15 protein-coding genes, 1 tRNA gene and 1 other RNA gene are annotated in these 15,015 nt (G+C 39.5%); 10 read left to right on the top strand and 7 right to left on the bottom strand.

The annotated features are described in order from the left end of the window. Positions 1 to 49: 49 nt before the first annotated feature. From KKH91_00925 to KKH91_00895, 7 genes are all read right to left on the bottom strand, one after another. A complete protein-coding gene (locus KKH91_00925; protein MBU0951378.1) occupies positions 50 to 715 on the bottom strand; it encodes an HAD-IA family hydrolase in 666 nt (221 codons plus the stop codon). Between the two features lie 126 nt (positions 716 to 841). Further along, entirely contained in the window at positions 842 to 1,594 is a 753-nt protein-coding gene (locus KKH91_00920; protein ID MBU0951377.1) for an FHA domain-containing protein, read from the bottom strand. Then, positions 1,584 to 2,399, bottom strand: coding sequence for a Stp1/IreP family PP2C-type Ser/Thr phosphatase (locus KKH91_00915; GenBank protein ID MBU0951376.1), 816 nt, complete (start codon positions 2,397 to 2,399; stop codon positions 1,584 to 1,586). Before KKH91_00915 ends, KKH91_00920 begins: the two co-directional genes overlap by 11 nt. 12 nt (positions 2,400 to 2,411) lie before the next feature. Continuing rightward, complete coding sequence (locus KKH91_00910) at positions 2,412 to 4,976, bottom strand: CHASE2 domain-containing protein (GenBank protein ID MBU0951375.1); 2,565 nt, start codon at positions 4,974 to 4,976, stop codon at positions 2,412 to 2,414. After that, positions 4,973 to 5,419, bottom strand: a complete 447-nt coding sequence (locus KKH91_00905) for a cyclic nucleotide-binding domain-containing protein (protein MBU0951374.1) — start codon at positions 5,417 to 5,419, stop codon at positions 4,973 to 4,975. The genes KKH91_00910 and KKH91_00905 overlap by 4 nt, the downstream gene beginning before the upstream one ends. Before the next feature lie 121 nt (positions 5,420 to 5,540). Then, entirely contained in the window at positions 5,541 to 5,936 is a 396-nt protein-coding gene (locus tag KKH91_00900) for a DUF523 domain-containing protein (GenBank protein MBU0951373.1), read from the bottom strand. Further along, positions 5,933 to 6,955, bottom strand: coding sequence for a hypothetical protein (locus KKH91_00895; protein MBU0951372.1), 1,023 nt, complete (start codon positions 6,953 to 6,955; stop codon positions 5,933 to 5,935). Before KKH91_00895 ends, KKH91_00900 begins: the two co-directional genes overlap by 4 nt. 129 nt (positions 6,956 to 7,084) lie before the next feature. Between KKH91_00895 and cysE the strand changes: the two genes are divergently transcribed. The 10 genes from cysE to KKH91_00845 all read left to right on the top strand — a co-directional run bounded on the left by cysE (position 7,085) and on the right by KKH91_00845 (position 14,991). After that, complete coding sequence (cysE, locus tag KKH91_00890; GenBank protein MBU0951371.1) at positions 7,085 to 7,717, top strand: serine O-acetyltransferase; 633 nt, start codon at positions 7,085 to 7,087, stop codon at positions 7,715 to 7,717. Position 7,718: 1 nt separating this feature from the next. Further along, complete coding sequence (gene nadA, locus KKH91_00885) at positions 7,719 to 8,639, top strand: quinolinate synthase NadA (protein ID MBU0951370.1); 921 nt, start codon at positions 7,719 to 7,721, stop codon at positions 8,637 to 8,639. 18 nt (positions 8,640 to 8,657) lie between these two features. Continuing rightward, a tRNA-Arg gene (locus KKH91_00880) sits at positions 8,658 to 8,731 on the top strand. A gap of 31 nt (positions 8,732 to 8,762) precedes the next feature. Next, positions 8,763 to 9,224: a nucleoside deaminase gene (locus tag KKH91_00875; protein ID MBU0951369.1), complete on the top strand. Its 462-nt coding sequence runs from the start codon at positions 8,763 to 8,765 to the stop codon at positions 9,222 to 9,224. 149 nt (positions 9,225 to 9,373) lie between these two features. Beyond that, positions 9,374 to 9,726, top strand: a transfer-messenger RNA (tmRNA) gene (ssrA, locus tag KKH91_00870). 171 nt (positions 9,727 to 9,897) lie between these two features. Further along, the gene (locus KKH91_00865; protein ID MBU0951368.1) at positions 9,898 to 10,242 is read left to right on the top strand and encodes a histidine triad nucleotide-binding protein; all 345 of its coding nucleotides are present in this window, start codon (positions 9,898 to 9,900) and stop codon (positions 10,240 to 10,242) included. Positions 10,243 to 10,326: 84 nt separating this feature from the next. Further along, positions 10,327 to 10,524, top strand: a complete 198-nt coding sequence (gene rpsU / locus KKH91_00860; protein MBU0951367.1) for a 30S ribosomal protein S21 — start codon at positions 10,327 to 10,329, stop codon at positions 10,522 to 10,524. Between the two features lie 14 nt (positions 10,525 to 10,538). Next, positions 10,539 to 11,504, top strand: coding sequence for an NGG1p interacting factor NIF3 (locus KKH91_00855; GenBank protein MBU0951366.1), 966 nt, complete (start codon positions 10,539 to 10,541; stop codon positions 11,502 to 11,504). A gap of 23 nt (positions 11,505 to 11,527) precedes the next feature. Beyond that, complete coding sequence (gene dnaG, locus KKH91_00850; protein ID MBU0951365.1) at positions 11,528 to 13,282, top strand: DNA primase; 1,755 nt, start codon at positions 11,528 to 11,530, stop codon at positions 13,280 to 13,282. Further along, complete coding sequence (locus KKH91_00845) at positions 13,279 to 14,991, top strand: sigma-70 family RNA polymerase sigma factor (protein ID MBU0951364.1); 1,713 nt, start codon at positions 13,279 to 13,281, stop codon at positions 14,989 to 14,991. The genes dnaG and KKH91_00845 overlap by 4 nt, the downstream gene beginning before the upstream one ends. Positions 14,992 to 15,015 lie beyond the last annotated feature (24 nt).

The raw sequence follows: 15,015 nt of genomic DNA, 5'->3' as shown, positions 1-15,015 counted from the left end.
CACCTCTCTTTTATTTCCTACACTAGTATACCCCGAATTTACAAATAAATCAATAGCCTTTCAAAATATTGCCTTTCAAAATATTTCTCAGCTCTGTTATGCTTTCAATAAAAAAATCCGGTTTGTTGCTCAATAACGTTTCCCTGTCTTCAAGGCCATATCCTACTGCACAGCTTACCGTATTTGCAGCCTTCGCCACCAGGATATCGTTCCTGCTGTCACCGATCATGATTGTTTCAGACGGGCTTACTTTGAGTTCTTCTATAGCTTTTAGTAAAGCAAAAGGGTCCGGTTTGCGCTTATCAAATGTATCTCCGCCGTAAACTAAATCAAAATAATGTTCAATGTTAAGCCCGTTTATTATAGTTTTTGAAAAAGCTTCAGATTTGTTGGTAACAACACATTTTCTCAATTTCTTGAAACACTTTAACGTATCTTCAACACCGGGATAAAGCACAGTTGTATCAAGCAAGTGTTCCTTATAATAGTCTCTGAACAATTTAAACCCTTCCTCTACTTTATCAGAATTTTTTGGCCCAAAAGACCTTTCTACTAATTGCCATACGCCATCTCCGATAAAATCGTAAATTATTTTATTTCTTACGGGCGGTAAATCAAGAGACTTTAAAGCATAATTTACCGCATTAGCCAGGTCCAGCTTCGAATCTACCAGCGTGCCATCCAGGTCAAAAATTAATAATTTAATTTTACTCATTTTCATTGGACTATTATAACATTGGTTTTAAAAACAATCAAGGTAATGTCAAGTGATTTCTGAAAAAATGTACGCGGCCACTCATTACTTGTATGTTGGTTATTTCTATGTCGTAGTGCTGGTTTGTCAGGTTCTGTCTTTTGAGAGCAATATCAATTTTGTCTTGCCAACCTCAATTACATCCCATTCTTTTAACAAAATCTGGTCTTTTACCGGCTGGCTGTTTACTTTTGGGAACCCGCTCTTTAAAGCTTTAAGAATATACCCTTCCGGCCTTTTATTAATAAGCCCGGCTATTTCCGGTGCTCCGCCTGCAAAAATACCGCTTCCTGGTTTATATTTTATCGCGGCTGCGTCAGTAGTACCGATATAAGTTACTATTGTTGTGATATCAATTTCTGTCTTGTCAACAACCCCATCAACCACTTTTAAATATGCGGTTTTGTCAGTAGAAGGAATATCCGGGATTGGAAGCGGGGAGGATGCCGGCTGCGCCGATTGTGCATACCTTTCAAGAATTTCTTTTTGCGCTTCCGAATTTAAAACAACTGTTTTATCAGCCGGGCCTTGTTCCTTGAGCTCTTCTTCGTAAAAAAACTGTAATGAGTGCTTCGCCAGGTCAATCTGGTCGTTGTGATGGATTTCTGCTTTAATGATTTTTTTACCTTTAATGTAAGTACCGTTTGTACTGCCTAAATCTTCAACAAAATAAACATTTCCGAACTTTGTTACTTTGCAATGGTGCCCTGAAATTGCAGGATTGTCAATAACGATGTCGTTATCAGGTTTCCTGCCGATAGTTAATAATTTTACGCTTTCAGGAATTGGGATTTCTTTGATTACTGCTGCATTGAATTTTAGTAAAAATTTAGGAGGCATATTTTCCCCTAATAAAAGAAACGAAATTTTTCAATATTCCTTCTTCTTTAGTTAATTTTGCTGCTATTACGGTTATGTTGTCTTTCCCGCCGGCATCGTTTGCCAGATTAATTAATTTTTCACAAATTTCTTCTGGAACCTGGCCATTCTTTATTTTTTCAAATATTTCTGAATCCTTGGTCATGTGAGTTAAACCGTCAGAACAAAGCATGAGCAAATCCCCCTCTTTTGCCGGCATCTCCTGCATATCAACTTCCACATCCTGTTTGGGCCCCAGCGCTCTTACTAAAATATTTTTATATTCCGATTTTTCTGCCTGGTCCTTTGTTATTAAACATCTTCTTAACTGTTCCATAACCAGCGAATGGTCATTAGTCAGTTGTTTAAATGTCCCTTCCCTTATTAAATAGATCCGGCTGTCACCAACATTACAATAAGAAATAGTGTCATCTTTAACCAGCACTGAAACTACAGTTGTAGCCATCCCGGAATTTTGCGGGTATTTCCTTGCCGCTTCAAATATCACCTGATTTGCAAATCTTATGCTTGAAGCAAGAAAATTTGTCTCATCAGAAAAATTCGGATTTTTTTCTCCGAATATCGTTCTTTCTTTATTTATAAGAGCTCGGCGCATCTGTGTAGGTATAACGTCTGTTGCTATCTTGCTCGCTACTTCTCCTGTTGCCTGACCGCCGGCACCATCGCAAACTACCAATAATTTAATCTCTTCGTCAACGGCGTAAGCATCCTCGTTATTTTGCCGCACCACACCTTTATCTGTTTTGCCAGCAATAATCAATTTCATCCATAGCTCCGGTTATAGTTTTCCTAAACAGACTGTCAAATCATCCACGATTTCTTTCCCTGTCTGGTAACGGTTATTCGGGTCTTTCTGCAATGCTTTATCTATTACAGGTACTAAACAATCAGGAAAATCAGTTCTGATTGATTTTGGATCCGGGTGTTTTTCATTGGCTATCCGGTAAATCAATGTTGCTATGCTGTCACCCTGGAATGGTTTCTGGCCCGTCAACAGTTCAAACATCATCACGCCGAAAGAAAAAAGATCAGCCCTTCCGTCAACCTTTTTCCCGGCAACCTGCTCCGGAGACATATGGGACGGCGTCCCAAGAACAGTTCCTGTCTGCGTTTTTGATGATGCCATAACGCGGGCTATGCCAAAATCAGTAATTCTTATTGAACCATCCTTAAGCATCATAATATTCGCAGGTTTTATATCTCTATGAACAACACCCTGTTTGTGGGCAAAATCCAAACCATCTGCAACCCTTATCAAAATATTTATTACGTCTTTTATTGGAAGCAGGTTTGCTTTTTCACCGTACTTTTTCAAATCTTCGCCTTCCAACAATTCCATGGCTATATAGGAAACGTCATAATCCTCGCCGGCATCAAAAATTCGGATAATATTCGGATGAGAAAGATTGCCTGCGGATTCCGCTTCGCGGAAAAATCTTTGTTTTATCGCTTTCATCTCTTCTTCAGGTAAATCATCCTCAAAACGTACTGTTTTTATAGCTACCAACCGGTTAATTTTAGGGTCTTTGCCCAGATAAACTGTTCCCATGGCGCCATGGCCCAATTCTTTTACTATTTCATACCTGCCAAGCGTAGGAGCCTGGTTTGCAAGGCCTTCCATTATGACTGTATCACCTTTGGTTCTCTTGGAACCCGGCACAGAACCCATCATCATGCCTTCACTGACCGCTTTAAGAGTTTTCATGCGCTCTTCAATGTCTTTAAACTTCGGGTCGGCTGTTGCGACATGCTCATAAACTGAAGCAGCTTTATTGAATTGCCTTTTTCTTTCAAAATCAAGGCCCAGGTTGTAAAGTAAATCTTTGACTGTGTCATCAAGAGGGCATTTTCTAAATTTTTCAAACGCCAGGTCCAGCATACCCTGCCCCTGAAAAGAAAGCCCGAGCATCTTATTAGTTTCAATACTTTCTGCTTCAACAAGCTCTTTTCTTTTTTCTGTCAAGAGGAAACGTTTTGATGTAATTACTGTGTAGCCGAATATCAGCAAAAACGACGGATAAAAAACTTTTATCCATAAACCGTTGAAAACGAAGAAATAAGTTCCCGCGCCTAAAATTATTAAAAGCAAAACAACTGAAAATATGGCGCCCCATTTGGCTTTGAGTTTTGGAAGCAGGAAAGTAATAAATGCAGCGCAAACCAACAAACTTCCAAGCTCAACAGCAAAAGACCATTTAGGCCGCATGATAAATTTTTGTTCAATAATATTTTGAATTGAATTGGCAATAATTTCCGTACTTGGGAAATTGTTTCCGGCCGGGACCGTATTTAATTCCGTTAATCCGGTAGCCATATAGCCGACAAGTACAATCTTGTCTTTGAATACATCCGAGGGTATTTTTTCTGTCAAAACGTCAAAAACAGAATTATACTGGTAGGTTTGCACCGGACCGCTGAAGTCAATCAGCATTGAGTTATTATTTCCAAGCGGAATATTTGCGCTGCCGAAAGACAGCTCTCTGCCCGGGCTTAATTTTATCCCATCAAGCGGCAATCCAAGATAAATCCTGACAAGCTGTAAAGCAAATGACGGATAATATTTGTCATTGCATTTTATCACCGGACATTCGCGCCTGACTACACCATCCAAATCCGCAACAAGATTTGAATGCCCGATGCCCGCAGAAACTTCTGCAAATAAATCGAGCGGTGTTGTAGGCATATATCCTTCAAGCACAGCTAGCTTTTTTTGGTCTTTTTCATCCACTTTTGTTACATTGGTTATAGTATTGCTGGATAATACAGAAGACTCTCCTCCTGCTTGTTCTGTAGAGAGAGGTTTACCTAAAGTGAAAAACATCGGAAGGACTATATTTTGGGCTGATTCGATGGATGTAGTAAGAATTGTGTCATTATCTATACTTGCTTCTGCTTCGCTTAAAGACTGCATGAAATTCATCAGCAGTTCTTTATCTTTTTTCAATTTCAGTTTACCCTGGGTCTGGAAAATAATTGCTATATAACTCTCTTTAAGTTTCTTTAACTCTTCCAAACCCTGGTTTCTATCCGGCTCAGTGAACAAAATATTCAAACCTATAACTTTCGGATTGGATTTGGCAATCTGGTTGATTAATTCCGCAATAACCGCGCGCGGCCAGGGCCACCTGCCTATGTTGGCAATACTTTGATCGTCAATAGTTACAATAGCGATTTTATTACTGGGGCCTTTGCTTTTGCGCAGTTTTGCGCGCATGTCATAAAATTTATATTCGAAACCTTCAAAAAAGGAGACCTGCAATAAAAACGCACCTATTAAAACCAGGGAAATTATCAGCCCTATCAGTAAATCCGACAACAATCCTGTTGATTTCTTTTTGGTCATTTAGGTTTTGAAGCTTCTTTTCTTGCAGTTATTTTTTTCTTTAAGGTTTCAAGTGCAACCGTATTTTTTTCAACTATTTTTTTAAAATTATCACAGGATATGGCGCATATTACGGATGGTTTTTCTGCGCGAATTGTAGCGCTGGCGGTCGCAGGTTCAAGCAATGACATTTCCCCGAAATAATCCCCCACCCTTAACTCCGCCACCTTCTTTTTCTCTCCGCCGATTCTTACAAAAACCCCCACCAGACCATCGCAAACAATATAAAGTTTGCTGGAAATCTCGCCCTGAAAAACAACAGTTTGTTCAGGCTTAAAATTTTTCTTTTCAAGCGAATTAGCCAGCTGGTCCAGCTCCGGATCCGGGAGGTCTTTGAGAAAATCTATGTTTTTCAATAGACTTTTTGCCAGTAATTTTTCCTGGTCTGTTAAATATCTGTCCATATTCTTTTATGCTGATGCTTTTGGACTTTAACTATTGAAACGAAATCATTCTACAAATATCAGAATAACTTGTCAAACAACTATTAATTTTACCGGTTGTGCCGGTTTTATTTCGCCCATTCTAATCCACTATCTCAATTTTGATTTTATTTAGTTTCAGCAGTGCAAATGTTACCCCGTCTTTTCCACAGGAAGGGCTTCTTGCTTTCATAATCGCCTTCCTGATTCCATTTTTTTGAACCAGGTTTAAAACTTTTTGTGCACCTTTCAAAAAATTAGCCGTAACATCCTTACCTTTTTCATCTACAACTTTCGCACACCCTTGCAAAACTGCCCTCCCGTTGCCATTTACAATAAATGATTTTTTTCTTGGGACGGGCAAACCACCTAATTTTTCCGGGCACACTTTAAAAATGTTCTTTAATTTTTTTATTTTGGGAATGATCTTTAACCCTTTGGAGTCATAACGGCATTTATCGCCGCAAAGGCAGGCACTGACAAGGGCTTTCTGGTTCATATTTTCATTTGGTTTAATTCATCTTCAGCCATTGATTGTGCATTTATCAAAATCTCATTACCGGAGTTTTTAATTAGGACCGATACTACTGATTTTTTCCCATCGGAAAACCTTGCAAATATTTTTGCTGAAAGTCCGATATGAACATCGTTAATATTCTTTTCAAGTAAAAGAGCCGTAGGCCCAGGAATATCGTCTCCCGGAGAAAGCAGCACATCCCCATACTTAAAAAGTTTTTCAATTTTACAATTATCCTTAAAGTTTCTGCCGATAATCAGTTTGGAATTTTCTGCCAGCCTGTAATGCCTGCCAACTTTCAGCAGCTCAATGTCTCTGCCATCACAATCAGGACTGTATTTTAGCAAGTCCTTTAATTTGCGGGAATAATCAGGGTCTGTTAGCAGGCATCCTGACGCAGGCTGGGGAATTTTCAATAAACCAAACTCCTTCGCTAAAGCAAACTGCGGTTTTCTGGTTCTCCCCAATAAACCCAACAATTTATCTCTGTCAATAAAGCCGTTTTGTTCAGGAATCGTTGGATGCAATAATTTGGCTGACAAAGGCCTTAGCAGATAGCCCTTAAGCCCGGATTCCCTTTCAATCATATTTAAAGCCCTTATATGCTGGGACATAGGCCGTTGGCCTAATACTTCTCCGGTTGCGATGAAATCCGCTTGTGTTGCATCCATTATTTTTTTTGCTTCTTTAAGCATGAGTATACGGCAATCTATGCACGGATTCATATTTTTCCCGTAACCATGGGCAGGGTGTTTTACAATGTTCCAGAATTCTTCCCCAAGCGGGTAATATTTCAACGTGAACCCGAATTTTTCGGCTACAGAATCGTCTGCATGAGAACATGAAGACCTATCCTGCGGTGAACACCCGAAAGAAGTTGTAAAATTAACAGCAATAACTTCGACTCCGAGCCTTTTTAAAACTAAAACGGCAAGAGTTGAATCCAGTCCGCCGGAATATAAAACGATGGCTCTTGGAGCCGGTTTTTCATTTGTTAGCATTATTTAACATATATCAAAAAAATTCAAAACCGTCAAATTGATTAGGGGTTTTGTTGCAAATGAAATTATAATTATGTATAATTTGCGTTCAATTTACCCCACCTGAGCGGGGTTTGAACGGGGCAATCAATGTTTAAAACATTAAGGGAAGACGTAAAAACTATTTTTGAGAAAGACCCGGCAGCAAGAAACTTTATTGAGGTTCTGCTTTGCTATCCCGGCCTGCATGCGATCATTCTTCACCGCATTGCGCATAAACTTTATAATAAAAAATATTTTACGTTAGCCCGCATTATATCCCAGATAAACAGGCATTTTACCGGGATTGAAATTCATCCCGGCGCAAAAATAGGGAAGAATTTTTTTATTGACCATGGAATGGGAGTTGTAATAGGCGAAACCACGGAAATAGGCGACAACGTTCTTATGTACAAAGGAGTTGTCCTCGGCGGAACAACTTTAAGCAAAGGCAAAAGGCATCCTACTATCGGAAACAATGTGGTAATAGGCTCAAATGCAATTGTACTCGGAGCTATTAAAATAGGCGACCAGGCAAGAGTCGGCGCGGGCTCCGTGGTACTAAAAGAAGTACCAAACGGAGCTACTGTTGTAGGAGTTCCCGGAAGAGTAGTAGTTGGATTTTCACAAGAAGACCTTAACAAACTTGAACACAACAAATTACCTGACCCGATAGCAGAAGGATTCGATTTTCTTACTAAAAGAATTGACAAACTTGAAGAGGAAATAAAAAGAAAGAAATAAAATGAATAATAATTCAAATAAAAAAATAACCGAAAAAATCCAGGAATTAAAGACTAAAAGAAATGCGGTAATTCTGGTACACAATTACCAGCTGCCTGAGGTTCAGGATATTGCTGATTTATCAGGAGATTCGCTTGAGCTTTCAAGAAAAGCAGCAAAAACCGATGCGGACGTTATCGTTTTTTGCGGGGTTCATTTTATGGCTGAAACCGCCGCGATTTTGTCCCCGGATAAAACCATACTTCTTCCTGATGCAAACGCGGGATGCCCTTTGGCAAATACAATAACGTCTGAAGATGTGAGAAGTTTAAAGAAAAAATACCCCGGAGTACCTGTTGTAAGTTATGTAAATACCTCGGCTGCCGTAAAAGCCGAAACAGATATCGCCTGCACATCGGCAAATGCAGAAAAAGTAATTGCTTCCCTTAAAGAAAAAGAAGTTATTTTTGTCCCGGACAAATATCTTGCCAGTTACGTGCAGTCTAAATCCGATAAAAAAATAATTATGTGGAACGGCTACTGCCCCACGCATTTAAAAATACTTCCGGAAGATATCAAAAAACTGAAAACAAAATATCCGGATTCAAAAGTTTTAGTACACCCTGAATGCCATATGGAAGTTGTTAAACTTGCTGACGAAGTACTTTCAACAAGCGGAATGATACGTTATGCCAAAGAATCAAATTTAAAAACTTTTATTATCGGCACCGAAGTGGGCCTTTTGCATAAACTTAAAAAAGACAACCCCGATAAAGTTTTTGTTCCAGCCAGTGAATTAGCCGTATGCCCTAACATGAAGCTTATTACTCTTGAGAAGGTTCTTTGGTCACTTGAAGAAATGAAACCGGAAGTAAAAGTTTCAAAAGAAACAAGAGAAAAAGCACTGAAATCCGTAAACAGAATGATTGAAATTGTCGCATAACTGCGTAATTATGCATGCGCGCCCATAGCCCAATTGGATAGAGCGAACGGCTACGAACCGTTAGGCTGCAGGTTCAAATCCTGCTGGGCGCATTTTAATTTTTAAAACGGAAACTTTTTGTATATGATTTCATCAAACAATAACGACGGGTTCTTCATGGAAAAAGCTATTGAAGAAGCGCAAAGATCATTGAAAAACAGTGAAGTTCCCGTAGGCGCAGTAATTGCAAAAAACGACAAAATAATTGCAAAAGCTTATAATCGCATAGAAACGGAAAATGATGCGACAGCACATGCGGAAATACTTGCGATACGTAAAGCTGGCCGAAAAACAGGCAATTGGAGGCTGTCAGATTCAACTCTTTATGTGACCGTAGAACCATGCGCCATGTGCCTGACTGCCATCCATTTGGCAAGAATAAAAAAAATTGTATTCGGGTGTGCTTCTTTTAATAAAATGTACACGAATCGTTCTTTAAAAAAACCCGAACTTGTACAAATACCGGATATAACCATCCAAGAAAAATGCTCAAAAATGATGAAAGATTTTTTTAAAAAAGCGAGAAACGCGCGCAGAATAAAGTGAGGTATTATGGCTAACAAAATTAATAAAAGCACCAGAAAAAGTCAAAGAAGAAAAAGTTCAGACAAGCGTTGGCTGGGCGGTACAGAACCGTCATACAACAGAAGAAAGGGTGAGCGCCGCATTGATGATCGCCGAGATAGTAAATAGCTGGGGGTGAACAGGGTTCGACAGGGGTAGTGTAAATAATGGTTGCAGGCCGTGGTTGGCCGAAGGCCACGTTAACAATCGGCCACTACAAATAAGTGCAAACACTTATGCATACGCTGCCTAATTGATGGCGGCACGCTGCTGTTTGACGCCTATAAAACGGACAGCGTCTAAATAGGCTTACTTCTAAAATTTGATGCCCCGACAGCTTTTAGAAGGACAAAATAAATTGGGGACCGTTTTCAGCGTCAGGTTCAGAGACAAACTGAAAACGGCAAAAAAAATCTGAACTAAGCCTGTAGGCGCCTTATTTGCGTATTTCTGGACCGGGGTTCAATTCCCCGCACCTCCACCATATAATTTAATAATTATTAACTATTTTTTGCAAACCCCTTGACTTTTCTGCAAATATTGTTAATATAGTATTAAGTTGTATCTGGCCTGCCAATATACAAACCTTTTTAGAGTTCGGGTTACAAGCACAAAGATATTTACGATTTTGGAAACTATAACAAGGACAAAAAAGATGTCTGATTGTATTTTTTGTAAAATTGCGGAGAAAAAAATACCGGCGGCTGCTGTTTTCGAAGATGATGAAATATTTGCTTTCAATGACGTAAATCCCCAGGCGCCAGTCCACATATTGATTATCCCAAAAAAGCATATTCCATCGGTAATGGACTTAAAAGACAAGGACCGGGAATTGATCGGAAAAATTCATTTGGTTGCGCAAGCTTTAGCGGTAAAAGAAAAAGTATCGGAAACCGGGTTTCGCTTAATTGTTAATAACGGCCCGGATGCCGGCCAGGCAGTAGGCCATCTGCATTTCCACCTGCTTGGAAAAAGGAAACTAGGCTGGCCCCCAGGTTGAGCAAAGTGCGAAATCCCAAAACCGCTACCTGATTGGTTTTGGGGCTAAAAAAATATATTATTACGAAAGGGAAGGTGAAAATTAATGGTTGGAGTTAAAGTAAGAGAAGGCGAATCAATTGAAGAAGCACTGAGGCGTTTTAAACGCGGCTGTGAAAGAGACGGTATCCTTCAGGAAATTAAAAGAAGAGAATTCTATAAACCGCCGAGCGTTGTGCGCAAGGAAAAACTTGCAGAATCTCGCCGCAGAAAGTCAAGAAGATATTTCAAAAAAAGCTACTAAGGAGAAACAATCCCATGGTTAAATTAAGATCTCTTTACGAGTTTGTTATTGAAACCGGCAAGAAGAAAGACCCTCGGGGCAATGATATAATTCAAAAAGCTCTTAAAACCGAACAAAAAAAGTTCGATAAGCTTACCGATGATGAAAAAAGCGGCTTTGACAAAGAAAGACTCTCCAATCCCTATGCCGATTCACGGATATTAAACGGCAAAGAAGACACAGAAGTGAAATCGGTACTATTAGGCGTTGATGTGGAAACTCCGGAACTTTTGCTGATGGATTCGTTGAGAAAAAGCGGAAAAAAAATAGACCTGGCTATAGCGCATCATCCTGAAGGTAGGGCCTATGCCAACTTCTACGAAGTAATGAACATGCAGGCTGACATCCTGCATAAATTCGGTGTTCCTATCAATATCGCAGAAGCAATCATGGAACCCAGAATAAAAGAAGTTTCACGCAAAGTCATGCCTCAAAACCACACTAGGGCTTCAGATGCGGCCAGATTGCTTGATATTCCCTTTATGAATGTGCATACCCCGGCTGATAACTGCGTCAACGACTATTTGCAGAAACTTTTTGATAAAAATCCTCCCGAAACGCTGGATGATGTATTGAAAATGCTAAAAAAAATACCCGAGTATAAAAACGCGGTAACAAATAATTGCGGGCCTACTATTTTTGTAGGGTCAAAAGACAAGCATGCCGGAAAGATATTTGCTGATATGACCGGCGGAACGGAAGGCTCTATCGAAGTTTTTGAAAAACTTGCAACCGCCGGAGTCGGCACCATTGTAGGCATGCATATGTCGGACGAACATTATAAAAACGCAGAAAAATTCCATATAAATGTTGTTATTGCCGGGCACATTTCATCGGATACATTAGGACTAAACCTTCTTTTCGATGAAGTTGAAAAAAAGTTCGGTAAAATCGAATTTTTCGGCTGTTCGGGTTTTACCCGTATTCGCAGAAACGCCTAAACGAAGCGTTTTACAGTGAAACTATGTCGAGAATTCCAAAAGAAACTATTGACAATTTACGGGATTCGGTAAATATTGTTGAGTTAATCAATGAATATATACCGAATTTAAGAAGGGTCGGTAAAGACTATACGGCGCTTTGCCCTTTTCATTCAGAAAAAGCCCCCTCTTTTTACATAAGCCCGTCAAAAAATATTTTTCATTGTTTCGGCTGTAAAGCCGGCGGAGATGTATTCAAGTTTGTCATGTTGTATGATAACATCTCCTATCCTGAAGCGATAAAAAAACTTGCTTCAAGGGCCGGTATAATAATAAAAGAAATCGACGAAGAAATACCGGCGGATAAGAAAGACGTACTGGAAATACTAAGCGCTACTGTCAAGTTTTATCATAAGTACCTTCTGGAATCCGAGAAAGCATCATTTGCACGCAGTTACCTTGAAAAACGCGGGATAAATAAAGATACCATCGAAAGATTCCAACTTGGTTATGCGCCTGAAGGAAACGATTTCCTGAATCAGTCGCGTAAAAAGTACAGCCAGGAACTTTTACAGAAAAGCGGGCTTATAGCTGTCTCGGAAAGGAATGGCAAACCTTATGACTTCATGCGCGACAGGATTGTATTCCCCATTTACGATTTTTCCGGAAATCCAATTGCTTTCGGCGGAAGAACCTTAAAAAAAGACGTTCAGCCGCTTTACTTGAATACCCCGGACAGCATGCTTTACAGCAAATCCAGGTCTTTATACGGGTTATTTCAAGCAAAGTCAGGCATCAGCAAAACTAAGAAAGTAATAATTCTTGAAGGCTATATGGATGTCCTGATGTGCCATCAATACGGCCTGGATAATGCTGTAGCGCCCTTAGGGACATCACTGACAGCGGACCAGCTTAAGTTTATAAAAAGATTTATCGAGATGGCTTTATTGATCTTTGATTCGGATGACAGCGGTCGCGAAGCAGCAGTAAGAGCGGGCGAGCTTTGCCTGGAAAATGACATTTTCTGCAAAATTGTCTCGCTGCCGGAAAAAATGGATCCTGATGAATATTTGATTCACAATGGCAGGGAAGCATTCGACAAACTTGTCCTGACAGGAGTTAATCCGGTTGAATTTAAAGCGTATTTATTCACCCTGAAAAATGACATTTCTACGCCGGAGAATAAATCGAAATTTATTAAGAATGCCCTTGAAACTATAGCCAAAGTCAAAGACCAGGTTTTCAGGCATGAGATGATAAAATTTATTTCACAGAAGCTGGAAATAGACGAATCCCTGATAATTTCTGAACTTAGAAAAGTTTCTTTCAAGAAAAAAATTGGCTTCCAGGATAAAAGCGCGAATCCAACAGCAGTTGTCAGCACTATAAGAAGCCTTGAAGAAGAAATCATATGCCTTTGCGTACAGAATCCCGAACTAATAAAAATGGTAAATTTGGAAATTTTTAACGACGAAAGATGCTCTCATATTTTCCCTTTGTTAAACCAGTTAAACAAAGGAGTACCTTTTGCAGCCCTAGCAGATACGCTTGATGAAGACGCCGCAAAATGGTTTATGCAGTTGGCTTTTGAAACAGGAAAACATAATTCCCCCAAACAGCAAATGGAAACATTGCTGAGGGACATAAACGCCCAGCAAAATGAAAAAAGAAGAAAAGAGCTTGAAAAAGAAGTTATTCCTATGTTGGATGGCAAAATTAAATCTGACCCTGTAAAAATAGAAGAATGGACTAAATTAGGAACTATATTGAAAGGCTCAGGAGGACACTTAACAAAATGAATAAAGATATTTTTAAAGGATTGCTACAGCATGCAAAAGAAAATGAATACATAACCTACGATGAGATAAACCGCGCTATGCCTGAGGACACTATATCTCCGGAACAGCTTGATAAATTTTTCGGCACGCTGGAGGATATGGGAATTCCCGTTATAGACAAAGCTGAAACTGAAACAAACATTAAACCCCATCAACTGGAACGCGCAGAACCGCATCATACTTACTCTTACGGAAATGAAGAAGAACTGACTAACCCGGTCAGGCTATATTTATCAGAGATGGGCAAGGAACCGCTCCTCAAACGCGAAGAAGAAGTAAATCTCGCAAGAAGCATAAGAGAAAATGAAAAAAAGTTAAAACTTATAGTATTGGGCTCTCCAATCACACTAAAAGAAATTCGCAATTGGGAATTGTTGCTTGACCAGAAGGAAATGACTACCAAGGAACTTATGCCCAGAGGACGGAAATCTTCAGCACAACTAAGCCGTATGCGCCAGAAAATGAGAGCCACCGTAAAATATATCAATAATACTGATAGAAAAGTGAAAAAACTTGAGAAAAAAGCAAAAAAACACAAAAACCAGACCGCTCTCTACAATCGCATAGCCCAGGAAAGACAGAACATAATTGACAAAATTATAGGGCTCAACCTCAACCAGGACAAAATAAAACGTTTGATCAATAAGATAAAAACTTTTGCCAGCCATGCTAAACAGTGGGAAGGCGAAATTAAAAAATATGAGAAAAGATTTAAAATGTCTTATGTAGACTTATTCAGGCTCTATAGAAGGTGCGAGGCGAAAAGGATTACCCCCACAGCTTTCAGGCATGCCACAGGGTATACATTTACGGGCATCGAATCCAGCATAATCAATCTAAAAAATATCGTCAAGAAAACTAACAGGTCAGGCACATCTCTACCCGTAACCCATAACCAGCTTTTTGACACTTATATAAAAATTAAAGAACTTGAACGGCTTATCCTTGAAGACAAACTCAAACTAATTAAAGCAAATCTGAGGCTTGTAGTTTCCGTAGCAAAAAAATATGCAACTTCAAGCGGCCTGGACCTGACAGATCTTATTCAGGAAGGCAGCCTGGGATTAATGAAAGCCATCGAAAAATTTGAATACAAACGCGGCTTCAAATTTTCTACATATGCAACCTGGTGGATCAGGCAGTCAATCAACAGGGCTATTGCTGACCAGTCCAGGACTATAAGAATACCGGTCCATATGAAAGAACTTATTTCCAAGATGCTAAAAATGTCAAAAAGGTACCGCCAGACCATCGGCAGGGATCCGACAATTGAAGAATATTCAAAAACTCTTAGAGTTTCCATAACTAAAATCAAACATATTTTAAGAATGGTTCAAGAACCTATTTCCCTTGATACACCCCTTGACGAAGATGAGGAATCCTCGTTAAAAGATTTTATTGAAGACAAAAGAGGGTCCAATCCGGTGAAAAGTATTTTCCAGGAAATGCGCAGGGAAGAAATTAAAAAGGTTCTTGCAAACCTTTCCGAAAGGGAAGAAAAAATACTTACATTGCGCCATGGGCTGGATGGCGGTTATCCCAGGACCCTTGAAGAAGTCGGCGAAATTTTCGGTGTAACCAGAGAGCGCGTACGCCAAATAGAAGCAAAAGCCATCAGGAAACTCCGCCACTCATCAAGAAGCAAGACGTTAAAGGAATATATAGAATGATGGATTGTTTTTTTTAAAATAAAT

This window comes from Elusimicrobiota bacterium (genome assembly GCA_018816525.1).
Classification (GTDB): domain Bacteria; phylum Elusimicrobiota; class Endomicrobiia; order CG1-02-37-114; family XYA2-FULL-39-19; genus OXYB2-FULL-48-7.
The sequence above is the reverse complement of the archived record's forward strand: the minus strand, read 5'-3'. Positions and strand labels throughout refer to the sequence as shown.